The sequence below is a fragment of the Streptomyces sp. NPDC007856 genome (genome assembly GCF_042868225.1).
Classification (GTDB): domain Bacteria; phylum Actinomycetota; class Actinomycetes; order Streptomycetales; family Streptomycetaceae; genus Streptomyces.
Window position 1 is genome coordinate 538342 of sequence record NZ_JBIAEC010000002.1, and the last position, 19075, is coordinate 557416.

The following is a 19075-nucleotide window of genomic DNA, read 5'->3' on the forward strand; positions in this document are numbered from 1 at the left end:
AAGAAGGAGCGCCTGACATGGCCGCCACTCAGGAAGAGATCGTCGCCGGTCTCGCCGAGATCGTGAACGAGATCGCCGGGATCCCCACCGAGGACGTCCAGCTGGACAAGTCCTTCACCGACGACCTGGACGTCGACTCGCTGTCCATGGTCGAGGTCGTCGTCGCCGCCGAGGAGCGCTTCGACGTGAAGATCCCGGACGAGGACGTCAAGAACCTCAAGACCGTCGGTGACGCGACCGACTACATCCTCAAGCACCAGGGCTGAGTCACCTCTTAGGCCCCAGGCTGCAAGGCCCCGCCACCCGGCGGTGGCGCCGTAGAATCCCGCATCCGTTGGAGAAAGAATTCCCGTGAGCCCGACCAATCGCACCGTGGTCGTCACCGGTATCGGCGCAACCACACCGCTGGGTGGCGACGCAGCTTCGTTCTGGGAGGCCCTGCTCGCCGGCAAGTCCGGTGTCAGCCTCCTGGAGCAGGAGTGGGCGGCCGACCTGCCGGTCCGCATCGCCGCGCAGATCGCCGTCGAGCCCGGCGAGATCATCCCCCGGCCGCAGGCCCGCAAGCTGGACCGCTCGGCGCAGTTCGCGCTGATCGCCGCTCAGGAGGCCTGGAAGGACGCCGGTTTCACCGCCAGGGCCGGTGAGGACGCGTCCGTGAACCCCGACCGTCTCGGTGCGGTCATCGCCTCCGGCATCGGCGGCGTGACGACGCTTCTGGACCAGTACGACATCCTCAAGGACAAGGGCGTACGCCGCGTCTCCCCGCACACCGTGCCGATGCTGATGCCCAACTCCCCGGCGGCCAACGTCGGCATCGAGCTGGGTGCCCGCGCCGGTGTGCACACCCCCGTCTCGGCCTGCGCCTCGGGCGCGGAGGCCATCGGGTACGCGATCGAGATGATCCGCACCGGGCGTGCGGACGTGGTCGTGGCCGGTGGTACCGAGGCCGCCATCCACCCGCTGCCGATCGCCGCGTTCGGCAACATGATGGCGATGTCCAAGAACAACGACGACCCGCAGGGCGCCTCCCGTCCCTACGACGCCGGCCGTGACGGCTTCGTGCTCGGTGAGGGCGCCGGCGTGATCGTTCTGGAGTCCGAGGAGCACGCCAAGGCCCGCGGCGCCCGGATCTACGTCGAGGCGGTCGGCCAGGGCATCTCCGCCGACAGCCACCACATCACCCAGCCGGAGCCGTCGGGCAACGGCATCGCGCACGCGCTGCAGAACCTGCTCGACACCACGGATCTGAAGCCGGCCGAGGTCGTGCACGTGAACGCGCACGCCACATCGACGCCGCAGGGTGACGTGGCCGAGATCAAGGCGCTGCGCAAGGTGTTCGGCGACGACGTCGACCACATGGCGATCTCCGCGACGAAGTCGATGACCGGTCACCTGCTGGGCGGCGCCGGTGGCATCGAGACCGTGGCGTCGATCCTGGCGCTGGTCAACCGCACGGCTCCGCCGACCATCAACATCGGCGAGCTCGACCCCGAGGTGAACGCGGACGTCGTGCGCGACGAGGTGCGTGCGCTGCCCGAGGGCCGTATCGCCGTGCTGAACGACTCGTTCGGGTTCGGTGGGCACAACGTGGTTCTGGCGTTCCGGACGATCTGAGTACGCGAGAGGGGGCCCCTGCCGATCGGCAGGGGCCCCCTCTCATGCCCGGATACGGAAAGATCGAGGTAGGAAGACTCACACCACCTGGTGCAGCCAGCGGACCGGGGCGCCCTCGCCGGCGTATCTGAACGGTTCCAGCTCGTCGTCCCACGGCTTGCCCAGGAGCTTGGCGATCTCTGCTTCCAGGTCCGTCTCGTCGCGCTGGGAGCGGGTCAGGGCGGCACGCAGGCGGTCCTCGGGGATGAGGATGTCGCCGTGGAGGCCGGTGACGGCGTGGAAGATGCCGAGGTCGGGGGTGCAGCTGTAACGCTCACCCTCGGCGGTCGGGCAGGGCTCGGCGGTGACCTCGAAGCGGAGCAGGTGCCAGCCGCGCAGCGCGGAGGCCAGCTTGGAGGCCGTACCGGCCTCGCCCTGCCAGGAGAACTCCGAGCGCCAGGTGCCGGGGGCCGCGGGCTGCCGGATCCAGTCGAGGTTGACGCGCGTGCCGAGCACCCCGGCGACGGCCCACTCGACGTGCGGGCACAGCGCGCGCGGCGCGGAGTGCACGTACAGAACTCCACGTGTCGTCACCGGAACCTCCGGGCAGAGCGGGACATCTTGCGGACTGGCTGGCGGCAGCGGCCCGACGGCCGCGTTGATGGCGAGGCTACCCTGCGGCGGTGCAAGGAGTGTGACGTACCGTCGGTCCCGGTGTCAGGAAACCCCCGCCATTCACCCAGGGGGACGCTTGTACGGGGGTGCTCCGTTCCAGGACGCCCGGTCGGGAACCCTCGCGCGTTGTTATGAGAGGGAGCACATACGAACACCCGGGGGCACCGGGTTCGACGACGAGGGGATCAGCAGGGGATGCGGAAGCCGAGCAGCCGTGGGCACGCCGCTCTCGCGGTCGTGGCGGCCGCCGTGCTGGGCGTCGCCGGGTGCGACGCCGGGGGCGGGAGCGCGCCCGCGTCGGAGGGCACCAAGGCGCGCGCGGCCAGACCCGCGCCGGTGTGGAACCGCAGCCCCGGCTCGATCGCCGCGGTCGGCGACTCCATCACCCGCGGCTTCGACGCGTGCACGGTGCTGTCGGACTGCCCCGAGGTGTCCTGGGCGACCGGCAGCGACGCGCAGGTGGACAGCCTGGCGGTGCGGCTGCTCGGGGTCACGGGCGCGGCGGAGCGCAGCTGGAACTACGCGGTGACCGGCGCCCGGATGGCGGACCTGCCCGAGCAGATGGCACAGGCGGCGGCGCGCGGCCCGGAGCTGGTGACGGTGATGGTGGGCGCGAACGACGCCTGCCGGTCCTCGGCGCGGGCGATGACCTCGGTGGCCGACTTCCGCGCGGACTTCGAGGAGGCGCTGCACACCCTGCGCGCGGCATCGCCGAAGACCCAGGTGTACGTCGCGAGCGTGCCGAACCTGAAGCGGCTGTGGTCGCAGGGGCGGACCAATCCGCTGGGCAAGGAGGTGTGGAAGCTCGGCATCTGCCCGTCGATGCTGTCCGACGCGGACGATCTGACCAACGCGGCCGTGCTCCGCCGGGACCGGGTGCAGCAGCGGGTGGTGCAGTACAACAAGGTGCTGAAGGACGTCTGCGCCAGGGACAGCCGCTGCCGCTTCGACAACAACGCGGTCTACGACTACAGCTTCGGCACCGACCAGCTCAGCCACTGGGACTGGTTCCACCCCAGCAGGGACGGTCAGGCACGGCTCGCGTCGATCGCGTACCGGACGATCACCGCCGCCAATCCGGTTGCCTAGAACACTCCTCGCCTACTGTTTTCCACATGAGCGAACTTTTCGGCACACTGTCCGACGGCACGGAGGTCCACCGCTGGACGCTGGAGCGTGGCGGGACACGCGTGGAGGTCCTGACGTACGGCGGGATCGTGCGGTCGCTCCAGGTGCCGGACCGGGAGGGCCGGACGGCGGACGTGGTGCTCGGCTTCCCGGACCTGGACGGCTATCTCACCCACCCGGAGCCGTACCTCGGCGCCCTGATCGGCCGGTACGCCAACCGGATCGCGCACGCCCGCTTCCCGCTGGACGGCTCGGTCTACGCCCTGGAGCCGAACGACGGCCCGAACTGCCTGCACGGTGGCGTGCTCGGCTTCGACAAGCGGGTGTGGGGTGCGGAGCCCGTCGAGCACGGGGTACGGCTGAGCCGGACGAGCCCGCACGGCGAGGAGGGCTTCCCGGGCCGCCTGGACCTGTCGGCGACCTACACCCTGGACGCGTCCGGTGCGCTGCGGATCGCCTACGAGGCGGTCACGGACGCGCCGACCATGATCAACATCACCAACCACAGCTACTTCAACCTGGCCGGAGCGGGTCATGCGGGCGGGCACGAACTGCGGCTCGCCGCCTCCCGTTTCACCCCGGTCGACGCCGGCCTGATCCCGACGGGCACGCTGGAGGACGTCACCGGATCCCGGTTCGACTTCCGCACCTCCCGCAAGGTCGGCTCGGGTTACGACCACAACTTCGTCCTGGACAAGGGCGTGACCTCCGCCCCGGAAGAGGTCGCCGAACTCCACGACCCGGCGTCCGGCCGCACCCTGACCGTGGCGACGACCGAGCCGGGCCTCCAGCTCTACACCGCCGACCACCTGAGCGAACCCTTCGCCCCGGGCGACGGCATCGCCCTGGAGACCCAGCACTTCCCGGACTCCCCGAACCGCCCGGAGTTCCCGAGCACGGTGCTCAGGCCGGGCGAGGTGTTCCGCTCGGAGACGGTGTACGGGTTCGGGGTCCGCTAGCGCGTCTCGCCCCTCATCCGCCTGGCCGCCCTGCCCAGCAGGGACGTCGCGGCTCCGCAGATCAACAGCGTGCAGCCACCGGCCACCACCGGCCCGACGGCGCCGCCCTTGATGCCCTCACCGGTGAGGTCTGGCCGGCATCAGCGCACCGAAGCCCAGCAGGGCCGGCCCGGCGAGCGCCGCGACGAATTCGAGGGGCTTTTCGGTGAGGCCAGATCACGCTGGGCGGGGGTGAGGTTCGGATCCAGCCGCATCCGGCCCTCACCGACGTGCTGGGCGGGGAGCTGGGGGGACTGCTGGGGCGGATACGGCTGCTGGTACTGCGGCGGCTGCCCGTACGGCCCCGGCTGCCGGCCTGGATATACGATGTCTCTCCCCCGTGCCGTGCCCGGTGTCTTCCGGTGTTCGCGGGCCCGGAGGCGACGAGCCCCGGCCCAGGGGTCAGGTCCCGGGCCGGGGCTGCTCATGGGGGACTTGTCCCGGATCAGACGTTAATCGGCGCGGTGCGCCTGCGGTCCGGGATCGAGCGTCCGGCGCTGATCTCGTACGAACCCTTCACAAACGCCCACGCGTTCGCCGTCTCGTCCCAGATCTCGAAGGCGCGGCGCGGCAGGGCGACGGTCACCTCGACGCTCTCGCCGGGCCGGGCGCCCGGGGTCGGGCTCGGCCGGGAGAGGTAGACCTGGACGACCTCGCGGCCGGGCCGCCCACCGGTGTTGCGGAGGCGGATGCGCGCGGTGGTGCCGTCGAGGTCCAGGGAGTCGTAGGTCCAGTCGGTGTGGCCGAGGCCGTGGCCGAAGGGGTGGGCGGGGGTGCGGCCGGCCTGCTCCCAGGCCCGGTAGCCCGGCCACGGTGCCGTTCGGCTGCAGGGGCAGGGCCGCGTTCTCGTTGCGGACCAGGACGAAGGAGCGGCGGGCGATCTCGCGGGCCAGTTCGGTGACGACGGGCTCGACACCGGACAGGATCCCGACGCTGGCGGCGAGGCGCAGCACGCGCCGTACGGTTGCGTCGACGGTGGTCTCAGCGACCTTGCCGTCCCGGAGGGCCTGCGCGAGGGCCTCGCCGTGGACGGTCCGCGGCCCGGGCATGGCCACGTCGAGGCCGCCTTCAATGGCGCCGACGGTGTCCCGGGCGGCCATCCAGTCGGAGACGTTGCAGCCTGCCGTTGATCGTGTTGTTGGTGGTCATGACGCCCCAGGGGCGGGCGCCCGCGACGATGGCCACGGCGGCGGTGCTGCGCACCGAGTACGGCGACCGCCTGCCGAACGGCCTCACCCCCGAACGCACCCCCTGCGGTTCTTCTCAGGAGGGTTGTACGGCCGCCACGACCTCCACCTCTACCTGCGCCTCCGGGCGGAACAGTCGTGGCACTTCGAAGGTCATGCTCGTCGGCGGGGTCCCCGTGAGGAACTTCCGCCGTACGGTGCCGTATTCGTCGAGCTTGCTGATGTCGGTCAGATAGGTGCGGATGTTGATGACGTCCGCGAGGCTCGCGCCGTGCGCCTTGAGCAGGGCGTCGATCGTCTCGAAGACGCCACGGGTCTGCTCAGCCAGGGTGGCGCCCTCGGCGATCTGGCCCGAGAGGAACAACAGGGCGCTGCCGTCGGCGTGTTCGACGCGGGCCACCTGGGAGTAGTAGGGGCTCAGGGGCTGCGGTGCGGAGGCGGGGCTGTTGAGGGTGATCTGCACGGGGAGTCCTTCAGACGGTACGGATGATGTGGGCGGCGGCTCGGGCGATGTCGGCGCGGGCCAGCGCGGGATCCGCCGCGGCTCGCCGGAACTGCTCCGACACCGCTGCGGCCACCGGCAGTTCTGCGGCACCCGTGGCGATCCGCAGGTCCTTCACGGCGAGGTCGGTCGCGAAGAGCGCCCCGTCGGCGAAGGCACGGTCGACCGCGCCGCCGAGCGGGCCCGCCTTCAGCGCCGCACGGGCCGTGTCGCCGTCCAGGCCCAGCTCGGCGGCGAGCCGCAGCGCCTCGGCGACCAGGGCGACGCCGCCGATCACCGCCGTGTTGACGACGAGTTTGAGGGACGCCCCGGAGCCGAGCGGGCCGGTGCGGGTGACCGTGCCCAAGAGAGACAGGACGTGCTCCACCGCGCCCGTGTCCCCGCCCGCGAGGATGCCGAGCGTGCCCTCGGCGGCCCGGTCCGTGCTGCCCATGACCGGCGCGTCGACGAGGGTGACCCCGTCCCCCAGCCGGCCGGCCAGTTCCCGTACGGCGTCCGGCCCGACGGTGGACATCTCGACCCACGTCGTACCGGGCCGCAGCTGCGGCGCGACGGCGTCGGCCACTGCGGTGAGCGCGTCCGGCCCGGCGAGCATGGTGATCACGACGTCGGCGTCCCGCACCGCCTCCGCCGGTGACCCGGCGCGCCCGGCCCCCTCGGCGACGAGCGGCTCGGCGCGGGCCGGGGTGCGGTTCCAGACGGTGAGCGGATGACCGACCGTGAGCAGCCGACGGGCCATCGGGGCGCCCATGTGCCCCAGCCCCAGAAAAGCGATCTTCTCCATGCCGTCGACGCTAGGACCGGGCCGTGCGATGCGACAAGCGAATGTCTAGCATCGCTGCCATGTCCACTTCGCATGACCGGCGCCGCGAGCACCCCGAGCCGCCCGACCTTTCCACCGTCTGGTTGCGGGTGTTCCTGGAGGTGGCCCGGCACGGCTCCTTCACGGTGGCCGCGCGAACGCTGGGCTGGACCCAGTCCGCCGTGTCCCGGCAGATCTCCGCACTGGAGTCGGCCCTCGGCGGCGGTCCGCTCTTCGACCGGCTGCCGCGGGGCGTTCGGCTCACCGAGGCCGGCCGGACGCTGGTGCCGTATGCCGAGGCCGTGTCCGAGTCACTGCGCGGCGCGGCCCGCGACCTGGCCGAGCTGCGGGCGGCGGCGGGCGGGCGGCTGCGGTTCGGCGCGTTCGCCACCGCCGACGCGGCGCTCGTCCCGCACGCGCTGGCCGCCTTCCGCGCTCGTCACCCCCGGGTCCGCGTCTCGCGCGAGGAGGGCCTCTCCCCCGGCCTGCTGGACCGGCTGACGGCGGGCCGTCTCGACCTCGCCGTGGTCTCGACGACGGGCCGCGCCCCGCTGGAGGCGTACGAGCTGCACCATCTCCTCGACGAGACCCTGTATGTCGCCGTGCCCGCCGGCCATCCGCTCGCCCGGGCCGACGGGCCGGTGCGGCTGGCCCGGCTCGCCGACGCCGACTGGATCGCCGGCAGTTCCCGGCCCGAGGGCACCCTCCTCGACGCGGCCGTGCGGCTGGGCTTCCGGCCGCGGGTCGCGCACGTCGTCGGCGAGTGGACCGCCAAGCAGGGGTACGTGGCCGCCGGCCTCGGGGTGACCCTGGTCCCGGCGCTGGCCGCCGCGTCCGTACGGCCGGATGTCGCCCTGCTGCCGGTGCACGGCGAGGACGCCCCGCCGCGCGCGGTGTACGCGGCGACGGTCCGCGGACGCACGCTGACGACGGCGGCGCGGGCCTTCGTCACGGCACTGCGGGAGGCGGCGGAGCGGATCCCCGGCTGAGCCGGAGGGGCGGGTTCAGTGCGACGGCGCGAGTGCGAGGCTGACGCCGAGGCCGGCCAGGACCGAGCCGATGACCTTGTTGAGGATCTTCTGGCCGCGCAGCATCAGGGCCCGCATCCTGGCCTGCGAGAAGAACGTGGCGACCACGCCGAACCACAGCAGGTGGGCGAGCGACATGAACAGGCCATAGCCGACCTGCTGGTACAGCGAGGTGTCGGGACTGACGACCTGAGCGAAGGTGGAGACGACGAAGAGGGTCGTCTTCGGGTTGAGGACGTTGGTGAGGAAGCCGGTGCGCAGCGCGGCGAACGGGGTCAGCGCACGGCGGTCCGCCAGGTCGATCTTCAGCTCGCCACGGGTGCGGTAGGTGCGGACGCCGACGTACACGAGGTAGGCCGCGCCGATCAGCTTGATCACCGTGAACAGGGCGGTGGAGGAGGCGATCAGCAGGCCGACGCCGAGCAGGGTGTAGGTGACGTGGACCAGGACACCCGAGGCGACGCCGGCGGCGGCGAGCAGACCGGTACGGCGGCCGTACAGATAGCTGTTGCGGACGATCATGGCGAAGTCGGCGCCGGGGGCGATCACGGCGAGAACCGTGATGACGGCGACGGCGAGTATCTGGGTCACGGGGTGGCGTTCTCCTCTTCGGGCTCGTCGGCAAGGCCGTCGGCGTTCTCCTCGCCCAGCAGCTCGCGGGCGAGGAGCGTGGCGCCCGCGACCGCGCCCGGCATCAGGAACACCGCGACGAACGGGATCAGGAAGGCCAGGCCGAGGGGCGTGCCGAAGCCCCAGACCAGGGTCTTGCGGGAGCGGAGCAGGGCGAGCCGGGCGCGCAGTTCCACGCCCCGGCGCTGGAGGGCTACGGCGGTGAGTTCCTCGGTGAGGAAGAAGCCGGTGACGAAGAAGCCGAGCACGGGGACGGCGGTCTGCCCGACGACCGGCAGGAAGCCGAGGGCGAAGAGCAGTACGCCCCACAGCGCGGCCCGCACCAGGATGCGCAGGCTGTCCCGGGCCGAGATCCACAGCTCGCGCCACAGCGGCAGGCCCGACCGCAAGGCGGTGCCGTCGGGCGAGGCTTCGGCGTCTACCTGCTCCGACAGGTTCTCGTAGAAGGGCTGGCCGATCAGCAGGGTGACGGCCGTGAACGTCAGCACGGCGAGCAGCAGCCCGAGGGCGAAGAGGACGGCCGTGAGGAAGCCGCGGAACAGGCCCTGCCAGGGGCTGGACCAGTGGTCCGCGAACGGCGTCGCCCAGGTGACCGCGTCCTCGCCCCACACCGCGAGCGCGACCAGCGCCCCGGCGTAGAGCACCAGGGCGATCAGCCCGGGCAGCAGTCCGAAGCCGTAACTCCGGCCGTGCCGGCTCATCCAGCGCTGGCCCTTCAGCAGATGACCGAACCCCACCCCAAGATCGCGCATGGCGGAGACTCTACCGATTCCCCGCCGGCCGGCACGGGTCTTCTCAGGCGTCCAGCATCCGGCGCAGCAGGTCGCGCAGGGAGCGGCGCTCCTCCTCCGACAGGCCGGCCAGGGGCTCGCGGGCGAAGCGGAGGCCTTCGCGCAGGTCCTGGGCCATGCGCATGCCCTCGTCCGTGGCGGCGGCCAGCTTCACGCGGCGGTCGGCCGGGTCCGGGCGGCGCTCGACCAGTCCCCGGGACTCCAGGCGGTCCACTATCCCGGTCACGTTGGACGGCTCGCACTTGAGCTTCTGCGCCAGCTTGCGCATGGGCAGCGGCTCCAGCGAGAGCAGGCTGAGCAGCCGGGCCTGCGGTCCGGTCAGGGTGTGCTCGCCCGCCGCCTTCTCGTAGTCCGCGTAGAAGCGGGCGACGACGTCACCGATCAGTTCGACGACCTCCATGGTCAGGGCGTCGGGGCGGCGGGTCTTCGATGGGGTGGACATGCTCTCCAGGATACCGCGTTACTTGACATCCTGAAATATTCAGGAGCATGGTTGTTTCAGGTTCTGAAGTATTTGAGAAAGGCCCTCTGTCATGACCAACCGTGAGTGGCACCTGCTCAGCCGTCCCGTCGGCTGGCCGAAGCCCGAGGACTTCGCCCTCGTCGAGACCCCCGTCCCGACCCCCGGCGAGGGCCAGGTGCTGGTGCGGAACAAGTACCTCTCCGTGGACCCGTACATGCGCGGCCGCATGAGTGCCGCGAAGTCGTACGCCGCCCCCTACGAGCTGGGCAAGGTCATGCAGGGCGGCGCGGTCGGCGAGGTGATCGCCTCCAACGCCGAGGGCATCGGGACCGGCGACCATGTCCTGCACTTCTTCGGCTGGCGCGAGTACGCCGTCGTGGACGCGAAGAACGCCGTCAAGGTCGACCCCGCGGCCGCGCCCCTCTCGACGTACCTCGGCGTCCTCGGCATGACCGGCCTCACCGCCTACGCCGGACTGCTGCGCACCGCCTCCTTCAAGGAGGGCGACATCGTCTTCGTGTCCGGCGCGGCGGGCGCCGTCGGCAGCCAGGTCGGCCAGCTCGCCAAGCTGCTCGGCGCCTCGCGGGTCATCGGCTCGGCCGGCTCCGACGAAAAGGTCAAGCTGCTGGTCGAGGAGTACGGCTTCGACGCGGCGTTCAACTACAAGAACGGCTCCGTGAGCGAGCAGCTGCGCGCGGCCGCGCCGGACGGCATCGACGTCTACTTCGACAACGTCGGCGGGGACCATCTGGAGGCGGCCATCGACTCGCTCCGCCAGGGTGGCCGGATCGCCATCTGCGGCATGATCTCCGTCTACAACAACACCGAGCCCGCGCCCGGCCCGCGCAACCTCGCCCGGCTGATCCAGACCCGGGGCCGCATGGCGGGCTTCCTGGTCGGCGACCACTACGACCTGCAGCCGGAGTTCGTCCAGAAGGTCGGGCCGTGGGTCGCCTCGGGCGAACTGAAGTACCGCGAGACGGTCGTCGAGGGCATCGAGAACACCCTGGAGGCGTTCCTCGGGGTGCTGCGCGGCGACAACATCGGCAAGATGATCGTCAAGCTCTGACTGGCCAGGACTTCTGCTGCGTTTTCGGCATGCGGTAACTTCTTTCCGAAATCCGCCGTCGATCGTGGGCGCGAGTCGTGGCGGACCGAGGAGGAGACAACCGCATGCCCATCACGCAGTCCGACGTCCTGTACACCGCCGTCGCCACCGCCGAGAACGGGCGGGACGGCCGGGTCGCCACGGATGACGGCCGACTCGACGTCGTCGTCAACCCGCCCAAGGAGATGGGCGGCAACGGCGCCGGCACGAACCCGGAGCAGCTGTTCGCCGCGGGATATTCCGCCTGCTTCCAGGGCGCGCTGGGGGTTGTCGCCCGGCAGGAGGGGGCCGACGTCTCCGGGTCGACCGTCACCGCGAAGGTCGGTATCGGCAAGAACGACAACGGGTTCGGGATCATCGTCGAGATCTCGGCGAACATTCCCAACGTGTCCGCCGAGGTGGCCCGGGAGCTGGTGGAGAAGGCTCACCAGGTGTGCCCGTACTCGAAGGCCACGCGGGGGAACATCAGCGTGACGCTGGCCTGAGCGGCGTCGTTGCTCACAGCGGCAGCCGCACCCTTGGACGTGGGGTGCGGCTGCCGCGTTCGTCATTTACATGACCTCGAGCGATGCGCTGGCGATCGCCGCAAGCACACTGACTTGAACCGGCCCCTCCGCCCGGAACCAGATCAATGCCGACAACGACGACGAACGGGTCAGTTCAAGGGGCAGTCCCTCAGGCCAAGGCGAATCACTCGGCTCCACCAATTCTGCCGTCACCCGGTCCAGTGGTGCGGCACCAGGGCCCGGAGGCCGTTCGACCGAGCAGAAGTAGACATCGCGAAAGGAGAGCGTCATATCCGGCTTCTCCGGCCCCCAGCGCAGCCCCATCTCCAGCGCATCGACGTCGTCGATGCGCTCCAGCGAGAGCCGATCCAGGAAATATCCCTGGCAACGGGGCCCGGCCTCGAGGAACTTCTGAAACGAAGTCATCGGTTCACCATCTCCCCAGTCTCATGCTCTTGCGTAACCTGACCGTCCGGGTCGTACCTCTGACGGTAGTTCCTTTACGCGGGGCGGCCTCGTCCTGGCCTGCCCCTGCCCTGCGTCCGCCTCTGCGACTGCGCCCCGGAAGCGGCCGTCAGTCGCGCGCCAGCGCCGCCCGGTGTACCGCTGCCACCAACCTGTCGTTCTCCGGTGCCGCCCCTCCCGGGAACGCCATCCGGCGGCGTGTGTAGCCGTACGCCAGGCCGCTGCGCGGGTCGGCGAAGGCCTGGCTGCCGCCTGCGCCGCTGTGGCCGAAGGCGCCGGCGCCCAGGACCGGGTGCCACATGTCGGCGGTGGCCTGGAAGCCGAGGCCGTACGACTTGTGGGCGCGGGCCACCAGGTCGTAGCCCACGGAGTGGATCTGGCCCACCTCGGCGACCGTGTCGGGCTTGAGCAGCGGCGGACGGTCGTCCAGCTCGCTGATCGCCGCCGCGTACATGGTGGCGAGCCCGCGCGCGGAGGCGACGCCGCCCGCCGACGCCGGTCCCTTGGCTCGTACGAGACGGGAGTTGGCGTAGTCGGCCAGGGTGCCCGGCTCCGGGACGTGGGCGTTGAAGGCGATCGAGGCCAGCGTGTGCGGGCCGGTCGGCTGGGCGTCCAGCAGGGCCTGCTGCTCGGGCGTCGGGAGCATCGGCTGCACCGAGCGGAACCGGGGCTCCTCGGACTCGGGCAGGCCCAGGAAGAAGTCCGTGCCGTACGGCGCGCGGACCCGCTCCTCGTAGACCTCCTGGAGCGTGTGGCCCGTGGCCCGGCGGACCACCTCTCCGGTGAGCGCGCCGATCACCAGCGCGTGGTAGCCGAAGGCCGTCCCGGGGCGCCAGAACGGCTTCTGGTCGGCGAGCCGTTCGGCCATCGCGCGGTCGTCGGCCAGCTCCTCGGCGGAGAACCCGGCGTCGATCCCGACCAGACCCGCCCGGTGCGCGAGCAGGTCCCTGAGGGTCACCGCGCCCTTGCCCTCGGCGGCGAACTCGGGCCAGTAGTAGGTCACTTTGCGGTCCAGCTCCAGCGTGCCGTCCTGCACCAGGAGGGCGACCACCAGATGGGCGGCACCCTTGGTGGACGAGAACACGCCGTACAGCGAGTCCGCCTCCGCGCCCGCCCACAGGTCGACGACCCGCCGACCCCGCACATACGCGCACAACTGGCCCTCGTAGTCCGCGCATTCCCCGGCGACGAACGCGGCGAACTCCTCGCGCACCGCCTCGAAACCCTCGGCGACGGTGCCCTGGACGGTGATCTGCTGCGTCATCCGCTCTCCTCAACCTGAGCCGCTGCTCGCTGCTCCCTCTCGGCAACAACGCCCGTTCCCGTTCGGGGCGTTCCCGAGACCGGTACGGCGGGATGTACCTGTTCGACTCAACCGCCGCGGACGCCCATGGGTGTCACCGCTGCCCCGGATGGCGGATGGCGTGGGGTGGCGCGCAGCGCACGGCAGGGCTCAGGTGATGGCGCGGGGGGCGCGCGGGCGCACGGGCGGGGTCAGGTGCACCACCACAGGAAGCGGTTGCAGGTCTTGGTGGGCGAGGGCGCCGGGGACGGAGCCGAGGTCGTCGGGGCGCTGGAGGGGGTGGGGGCAGGCCGGGAGGTGGCGGTGGGCGCCGGGGCCTTGGGGGTGGTGCCGGAGCCCGCCGTGGGGGTCTGCGACGCCTTGCCGGCGTCCTTGGCGTCGGGCGACTTGGAGTTCTTGTCCTTCGGGGACTTGGAGGTGGATGCGGAGGCGTCCGGGGAGGCGGAGCCGGCCGCGCCCGGGGTCGTACCGGAGGTGCCGGAGGCCGGGTCGGCCGTGGCGCCGTGGGACGCGGAGGACGCGCCACCGTCGGCCGCGGTGTCCCCGGCGGTGTCCGGCTGCCCGCTGGAGAACGGCGAGAAGGGCGCGTCCTTGCCGAGTTCGGCCAGGCCCAGGCTGCCCGCGGCCAGCACGAAACCCGCGGTGATCAGCACCGTACGGCGGCGCCGGCGCCGGTGCGCGGCGGCCTTGCGGTCGCGGCGGCTGGCGTCGGCGTCGGCGGGGCTCACGGTGGTGCTGCCGCGCGCCCGGCGCCGGGCGGCCCGGCCACCGGGCTCCTGGTCGGTGTCGGGGCCGGGATCGGGATCGCTGGGGGAATCGGGCTCGGGATCGCCGTCTGCCGCGGCCTCGGTGCCGGACCCGGGGTCCCAGTCCTCGCGCGGCTCCGGTTGCTCCGTCCACGCCACCTGCTCCGGACCGGCCGGCTCGTACTGCTGGGGGATGCGGTACTGCTGGGACTCGTACTGCTGGGCGTACTGCTCCGCGTACTGCGGTGGGACGCCGTACCCCGGTGTCCCACCCGTGCCCGCGCGCGCGTACGCGGTCGATACTTCCGCGGCGGCGGGCACCGGAGTTCCGCACCCGGGGCAGGCCAGGGCGCCGTTGAGGTGCCGTTGGCACGGGTGGCAGTAGTCCATGACGCCGGAAGACTAGATTCCCCATCGGTCACGTTCCTAGGCACCACTGTGAAGGTTTCGTGGAAAGCGAAAGAATTCTCGAAAGGCTTGTCGAAACCGTTACCTGTTCGACCCATTGACACCCCTACCGCCCCGTCCTTACTGTCACGCCAGCATTTCGAACGTGTGACGAAATCTCGAACAGAGCTGAGGGGCAACTGCCGTGCGCATCACCGGAATCAGCACACACGTGGTCGGCACGCCGTGGCGCAACCTGACCTACGTCCAGGTGCACACCGACGAGGGGATCACGGGAGTCGGCGAGACCCGGATGCTCGGTCACACCGACGCGCTGATCGGCTATTTGCGCGAGGCCGAGGCCAACCACATTCTCGGCTCGGATCCGTTCGCGGTCGAGGACCTCGTCCGCCGGATGAAGTACGGCGACTACGGCCGTGCGGGTGAGATCGTCATGTCCGGCATCGCGGTCGTCGAGATGGCCTGCTGGGACATCAAGGGCAAGGCGCTGGGCGTGCCGGTGTGGCAGCTGCTCGGCGGCAAGGTCACCGACAAGGTGAAGGCCTACGCCAACGGGTGGTACACGACCGAGCGGACGCCCGAGGCGTACCACAAGGCCGCCCAGCAGGTCATGGAGCGCGGTTACCGGGCGCTGAAGATCGACCCGTTCGGCACCGGGCACTTCGAGCTGGATCACCAGCAGACGCTGTACGCCGTCTCCCTCATCGAGGCCGTGCGCGACGCCATCGGGCCGGACGCCGAGCTGATGCTGGAGATGCACGGCCGCTTCTCCCCCGCCACCGCCGTCCGGCTGGCGAAGGAGCTGGCGCCCTTCAAGCCGGCCTGGCTGGAGGAGCCGGTGCCGCCGGAGAACCTGAAGGCGCTGGAGAAGGTCGCGGCCAAGGTGGACATCCCGGTCGCCACCGGTGAGCGGATCCACGACCGGATCGAGTTCCGCGAGCTGTTCGACAGCCAGGCGGTGGACATCATCCAGCCCGATGTCGGCCACATCGGCGGCATCTGGGAGACCCGCAAGCTCGCCGCCACCGCCGAGACGCACTACATGCTGGTCGCGCCGCACAACGTCGGCGGCTCAGTGCTCACCGCCGCCTCCCTCCAGGTCGGCTTCACCTCCCCGAACTTCAAGATCCTCGAACACTTCAACGACTTCGCGGACGCGGAGATCAAGAAGGTGGTCAAGGGGGCCCCGCAGGTCGTGGACGGGTACTTCCACCTCTCCGACGCGCCCGGTCTGGGCGTGGAGCTGGACGTGGACGCCGCCGCCGAGTTCCCGCAGCAGCAGGCCCGGTTCGACCTGTGGGCCGAGGGCTGGGAGCAGCGCAAGCCGAAGGGGACCAAGTGAGCACCGCCGTCGTCGTCGAGGCCCCGGGCCGGCACCGGCTCGTGCCGCACACGCCGCGCGAGCCCGGTCCCGGCGAGGCGCTGGTGGCCGTGCACGCGGTCGGCATCTGCGGCAGCGACCGCGAGGTGTACCAGGGCAACCGGCCCGAGGGGTACGTCCGTTACCCGCTCGTCCCCGGGCACGAGTGGTCGGGCACGGTCTCCGCGGTGGGCGCCGGGGTGCCGACGGGACTCGTCGGGCGCAAGGTCGTCGGTGAGGGCTTCCGCAACTGCCAGGTCTGCGACCGCTGCCACGCCGGTGAGACCACGCTGTGCACCGACGGCTACGAGGAGACCGGGTTCACCCAGCCCGGCGCCATGGCCGGCACGCTCACCCTCCCGGCCCGGCTGCTGCACCTCCTGCCGGACGACGCCGACCTCACCGCCGCCGCCCTGCTGGAGCCGGCCGCCTGCATCGCGGCCGCCGCGCTGAAGGCCCGCGCCCTGCCGGGTGAGCGGGTCGCGGTGGTCGGCACGGGGACGCTCGGGATGTTCGCCGTGCAGTTCCTGAAGGCCGTCTCGCCGGCGGAGCTGCTCGTCGTCGGCACCAGGAACGACCGGGAGGCGCTGTCGCGGCAGTTCGGCGCGACCGGCTTCCGGCTGAAGGACCAGGAGCTCCCGGCCGACTTCGACGTCGTGATCGAGACGGCCGGCTCGGCCTCCGCCGCGCGCACCGCCGCCGCACTGCTCCGGCGCGGCGGACGGCTGGTGCTGACCGGGATCCCGGCGCCGGGCGCGGACGGGCTCGACCCGACCGATCTCGTCGTACGGCAGCTGGAGGTGCACACCGTCTTCGGGGCGCCGCCGGACGCCTGGGCGCACACCGTGCGGGTCTTCGGCGCCGGGCTGCTGGACCCGCTGCCGCTGGTCACGCACGAGCTGCCGCTGACCGAGTTCCCGCAGGCCATCGAGCTGGTGGGGGCGGGTGATCCAAAGGTGGGCAAGGTGCTGCTCCGCCCCTGATGACGTACGCCGGTCAGGGCGTGACCTGACGGCGCCCTGACCGGCGTACCACCACGGCCGCCTTTTTCGCAGCACCACCCGGGCCGCTCTCCGCCCCGAGCCGCGAACCTCGTCCGAAATACCGAACACGAAGGACAGCTTGTGACGACCGACGCTTCCGCCACGGCGGCCCGCCGACCCGGTGAGCAGGCGCTCACCACCCTCGGCCTGGGCGCGCCCGCCCTCGACCCCGCCGACGCCTCCGCGCACAGCTTTCCGGGCGGTGGCCGCTGGCGCACCGAGATCCCCTCGTGCGAGGGTCCCGAAGCGCTGGCGGTCGTGCTGAAGGAGGCCTCGCGCCTCGACGTCCCGATCCACCGGATCAGCCAGGGCAGCGGCGTGTGGATGCTCACCGACGCCGAGATCACCGAGATGGTCGAGGCCACCGCCGCACGCGACATCGAACTCTGCCTGTTCACCGGCCCGCGCGGCACCTGGGACATCGGTGGCTCGGTGCGCTCCGACTCGCGGGGGGCCGGACTGCGCGCACGGGGCCACGACGCCGTCGCCGGCTGCGTCGAGGACGCCGTACGAGCCACCGAACTGGGCGTCAAGTGCCTGCTGGTCGCCGACGAGGGCGTGCTGTGGACCCTGCACCGGGCCCGTGCGGCCGGGATCATCCCGGCCGACACCACGCTGAAGGTCTCGGCGCTCATCGGCCCCGTCAACCCGGCCTCGTACGCCGTCTTCGAGCGGCTCGGCGCCGACTCCGTCAACGTGCCCAGCGATCTGACGCTGGATCACCTCACCGAGATCCGCCGGGTATCGGCTGCGCCCATGGACATGTACATCGAGGCCCCCGACGACCTCGGCGGCTATGTGCGGATGTACGAGGTCGCCGAGCTGATCCGGCGCGGCGCCCCGCTCTATCTGAAGTTCGGCCTGTCCAAGGCACCCGGCATCTACCCGTGGGGCACCCACCTCAGGGACGTGACCCTGGACACCGCCCGGGAGCGGGTGCGGCGCGGCCGCCTCGCCCTGGACCTGCTCGCCCGGCACGGCGCGGACGGCGACATGGCGCCGCTCGGCTCGCGGCTGCCGGGGTCTTTGAACCGGTTCCCCGCCGAGCGCTCCGCGGAATGAGCGAGGGGAACTGCGGGCCGCCTGCAACCGCAGGCCGCACGTGGCTGGGCGCGCCCACGCGGCGGTAGCCGCACATCGATACAGCCCCCGCGCCCCTTACGGGGCGCTTCACCGACCCCGCAAGAACATCTCAACGCCGAGAAGAACAAGGACGGATCACCATGCGCAACCGCAGAGCCGCACTCGCCGCGATATCCGCGACCGCCTCGCTCGCCCTCACCCTGACCGCGTGCGGTCAGAGCGGCTCGGGCGGCAGCAAGGAGAAGACCGGTGACGTCAAGGGCGCCACCATCGGCATCGCCATGCCGACGAAGTCCTCCGAACGCTGGATCAACGACGGCAACAACGTCGTGAAGAACCTGCAGTCGATGGGCTACAAGACCAAGCTGGTCTACGGCGAGGACGACCCGAGCACCCAGGTCTCGCAGATCGAGAACATGATCACACAGGGCGTCAAGGGACTGATCGTCGCGGCGATCGACAACAAGTCGCTGAACAACGTGCTCCAGGAGGCGCACCAGGCGAACATCCCGGTGATCGCCTACGACCGGTTGATCCTCGGCACCCCGAACGTCGACTACTACGCCTCCTTCGACAACGAGAAGGTCGGCGTCCTCCAGGCCACCTACATCGCGCACAAGCTCGGCCTGGACGCCGGCAAGAAGGGCCCGTTCAACATCGAGCTGTTCGCGGGCTCGAACGACGACAACAACACCAAGTACTTCTTCAACGGCGCGATGAGCGTGCTCAAGCCGTACATGGACAAGAAGCAGCTGGTGGTCAAGTCCGGGCAGACCCAGCTCAACCAGGTCACGACGCTGCGCTGGGACGGCACCACCGCACAGAAGCGCATGGAGGACATCCTCACCTCGTCCTACAAGAGCGGCCGGGTCGACGCGGTGCTCTCGCCGTACGACGGCATCTCCATCGGCATCCTGTCCGCGCTCAAGTCGGACGGCTACGGCTCCGGCAGCAACCCGCTGCCGGTCATCACCGGCCAGGACGCGGAGCTCGCCTCGGTCAAGTCGATCATCGCCGGGCAGCAGACACAGACCGTCTACAAGGACACCCGGCAGCTCGCCAAGGTCGCCTCGACCATGGTGGACGACGCCCTGAAGGGCAAGAAGCCGCAGGTCAACGACACCAAGACCTACGACAACGGCAGCAAGGTCGTGCCCGCCTACCTGCTCCAGCCGGTCAGCGTCGACAAGACCAACTACAAGCAGGTGCTGGTGGACGGCGGCTACTACACCGAGTCCGAGCTCAAGTAAGCGCCC

At 71.0% G+C, this 19075-nt stretch carries 20 protein-coding genes and 1 pseudogene; 11 read left to right on the forward strand and 10 right to left on the reverse strand.

Annotated elements, in window-relative coordinates:
* The first annotated feature begins 17 nt into the window (after positions 1-17).
* Together ACFYOH_RS06955 and fabF are read left to right on the forward strand one after the other, a co-directional pair.
* Entirely contained in the window at positions 18-266 is a 249-nt protein-coding gene (locus tag ACFYOH_RS06955) for an acyl carrier protein (protein WP_135785772.1), read from the forward strand.
* A gap of 85 nt (positions 267-351) precedes the next feature.
* Entirely contained in the window at positions 352-1614 is a 1263-nt protein-coding gene (gene fabF, locus ACFYOH_RS06960) for a beta-ketoacyl-ACP synthase II (protein ID WP_388621953.1), read from the forward strand.
* Between the two features lie 78 nt (positions 1615-1692).
* Here fabF and ACFYOH_RS06965 read toward each other — a convergent pair whose 3' ends face one another.
* Positions 1693-2187 (reverse strand): DUF3145 domain-containing protein, encoded by a 495-nt coding sequence (locus ACFYOH_RS06965; RefSeq protein WP_388621955.1) that lies wholly within the window; start codon positions 2185-2187, stop codon positions 1693-1695.
* A 276-nt stretch (positions 2188-2463) separates the two neighbouring features.
* Between ACFYOH_RS06965 and ACFYOH_RS06970 the strand changes: the two genes are divergently transcribed.
* Both ACFYOH_RS06970 and ACFYOH_RS06975 read left to right on the forward strand, forming a co-directional pair.
* Complete coding sequence (locus tag ACFYOH_RS06970) at positions 2464-3357, forward strand: SGNH/GDSL hydrolase family protein (RefSeq protein ID WP_388621957.1); 894 nt, start codon at positions 2464-2466, stop codon at positions 3355-3357.
* A gap of 26 nt (positions 3358-3383) precedes the next feature.
* A complete protein-coding gene (locus ACFYOH_RS06975; protein WP_388621958.1) occupies positions 3384-4355 on the forward strand; it encodes an aldose epimerase family protein in 972 nt (323 codons plus the stop codon).
* A 484-nt stretch (positions 4356-4839) separates the two neighbouring features.
* Here the strand turns inward: ACFYOH_RS06975 and ACFYOH_RS06980 are convergent.
* From ACFYOH_RS06980 to ACFYOH_RS06990, 3 genes and pseudogenes are all read right to left on the reverse strand, one after another.
* Positions 4840-5576: pseudogene (locus ACFYOH_RS06980) on the reverse strand (fibronectin type III-like domain-contianing protein); the annotation flags it as partial.
* Positions 5577-5657: 81 nt separating this feature from the next.
* The gene (locus ACFYOH_RS06985) at positions 5658-6044 is read right to left on the reverse strand and encodes a RidA family protein (protein ID WP_388621960.1); all 387 of its coding nucleotides are present in this window, start codon (positions 6042-6044) and stop codon (positions 5658-5660) included.
* Between the two features lie 10 nt (positions 6045-6054).
* The gene (locus ACFYOH_RS06990) at positions 6055-6867 is read right to left on the reverse strand and encodes an NAD(P)-dependent oxidoreductase (RefSeq protein WP_388621962.1); all 813 of its coding nucleotides are present in this window, start codon (positions 6865-6867) and stop codon (positions 6055-6057) included.
* Positions 6868-6926: 59 nt separating this feature from the next.
* Here ACFYOH_RS06990 and ACFYOH_RS06995 point away from each other — a divergent pair, with 59 nt between their 5' ends.
* Positions 6927-7874 (forward strand): LysR family transcriptional regulator, encoded by a 948-nt coding sequence (locus ACFYOH_RS06995; RefSeq protein WP_388621964.1) that lies wholly within the window; start codon positions 6927-6929, stop codon positions 7872-7874.
* A gap of 15 nt (positions 7875-7889) precedes the next feature.
* Here ACFYOH_RS06995 and ACFYOH_RS07000 read toward each other — a convergent pair whose 3' ends face one another.
* The 3 genes from ACFYOH_RS07000 to ACFYOH_RS07010 are packed head-to-tail and all read right to left on the reverse strand — an operon-like array spanning position 7890 to position 9776.
* Entirely contained in the window at positions 7890-8504 is a 615-nt protein-coding gene (locus ACFYOH_RS07000) for a LysE family translocator (protein WP_388621966.1), read from the reverse strand.
* On the reverse strand, positions 8501-9295 hold the full coding sequence (locus ACFYOH_RS07005; protein WP_388621967.1) for an EI24 domain-containing protein: 795 nt from the start codon (positions 9293-9295) through the stop codon (positions 8501-8503). The genes ACFYOH_RS07000 and ACFYOH_RS07005 overlap by 4 nt, the downstream gene beginning before the upstream one ends.
* Positions 9296-9338: 43 nt before the next feature.
* Positions 9339-9776 (reverse strand): MarR family winged helix-turn-helix transcriptional regulator, encoded by a 438-nt coding sequence (locus tag ACFYOH_RS07010; RefSeq protein ID WP_388621969.1) that lies wholly within the window; start codon positions 9774-9776, stop codon positions 9339-9341.
* Positions 9777-9867: 91 nt separating this feature from the next.
* Between ACFYOH_RS07010 and ACFYOH_RS07015 the strand changes: the two genes are divergently transcribed.
* Positions 9868-10866 (forward strand): NADP-dependent oxidoreductase, encoded by a 999-nt coding sequence (locus ACFYOH_RS07015; RefSeq protein WP_388621971.1) that lies wholly within the window; start codon positions 9868-9870, stop codon positions 10864-10866.
* Between the two features lie 104 nt (positions 10867-10970).
* On the forward strand, positions 10971-11390 hold the full coding sequence (locus ACFYOH_RS07020; RefSeq protein ID WP_388621972.1) for an organic hydroperoxide resistance protein: 420 nt from the start codon (positions 10971-10973) through the stop codon (positions 11388-11390).
* Positions 11391-11456: 66 nt separating this feature from the next.
* Here the strand turns inward: ACFYOH_RS07020 and ACFYOH_RS07025 are convergent, their stop codons facing one another.
* The 3 genes from ACFYOH_RS07025 to ACFYOH_RS07035 all read right to left on the reverse strand — a co-directional run bounded on the left by ACFYOH_RS07025 (position 11457) and on the right by ACFYOH_RS07035 (position 14246).
* Positions 11457-11837, reverse strand: a complete 381-nt coding sequence (locus tag ACFYOH_RS07025) for a hypothetical protein (protein ID WP_388621974.1) — start codon at positions 11835-11837, stop codon at positions 11457-11459.
* 148 nt (positions 11838-11985) lie between these two features.
* A complete protein-coding gene (locus tag ACFYOH_RS07030; RefSeq protein WP_388621976.1) occupies positions 11986-13140 on the reverse strand; it encodes a serine hydrolase domain-containing protein in 1155 nt (384 codons plus the stop codon).
* A 230-nt stretch (positions 13141-13370) separates the two neighbouring features.
* Positions 13371-14246, reverse strand: coding sequence for a hypothetical protein (locus tag ACFYOH_RS07035; RefSeq protein ID WP_388621977.1), 876 nt, complete (start codon positions 14244-14246; stop codon positions 13371-13373).
* 271 nt (positions 14247-14517) lie between these two features.
* Between ACFYOH_RS07035 and ACFYOH_RS07040 the strand changes: the two genes are divergently transcribed.
* The 4 genes from ACFYOH_RS07040 (at position 14518) to chvE (ending at position 19069) form a co-directional block, all read left to right on the forward strand.
* Positions 14518-15675, forward strand: a complete 1158-nt coding sequence (locus ACFYOH_RS07040; protein WP_388621979.1) for a mandelate racemase/muconate lactonizing enzyme family protein — start codon at positions 14518-14520, stop codon at positions 15673-15675.
* Positions 15672-16676: a zinc-binding dehydrogenase gene (locus ACFYOH_RS07045; RefSeq protein WP_388621981.1), complete on the forward strand. Its 1005-nt coding sequence runs from the start codon at positions 15672-15674 to the stop codon at positions 16674-16676. Before ACFYOH_RS07040 ends, ACFYOH_RS07045 begins: the two co-directional genes overlap by 4 nt.
* Positions 16677-16817: 141 nt before the next feature.
* On the forward strand, positions 16818-17798 hold the full coding sequence (locus tag ACFYOH_RS07050) for a hypothetical protein (protein ID WP_388621982.1): 981 nt from the start codon (positions 16818-16820) through the stop codon (positions 17796-17798).
* A 161-nt stretch (positions 17799-17959) separates the two neighbouring features.
* Positions 17960-19069, forward strand: a complete 1110-nt coding sequence (gene chvE / locus ACFYOH_RS07055; protein WP_388621984.1) for a multiple monosaccharide ABC transporter substrate-binding protein — start codon at positions 17960-17962, stop codon at positions 19067-19069.
* Positions 19070-19075: the final 6 nt, after the last annotated feature.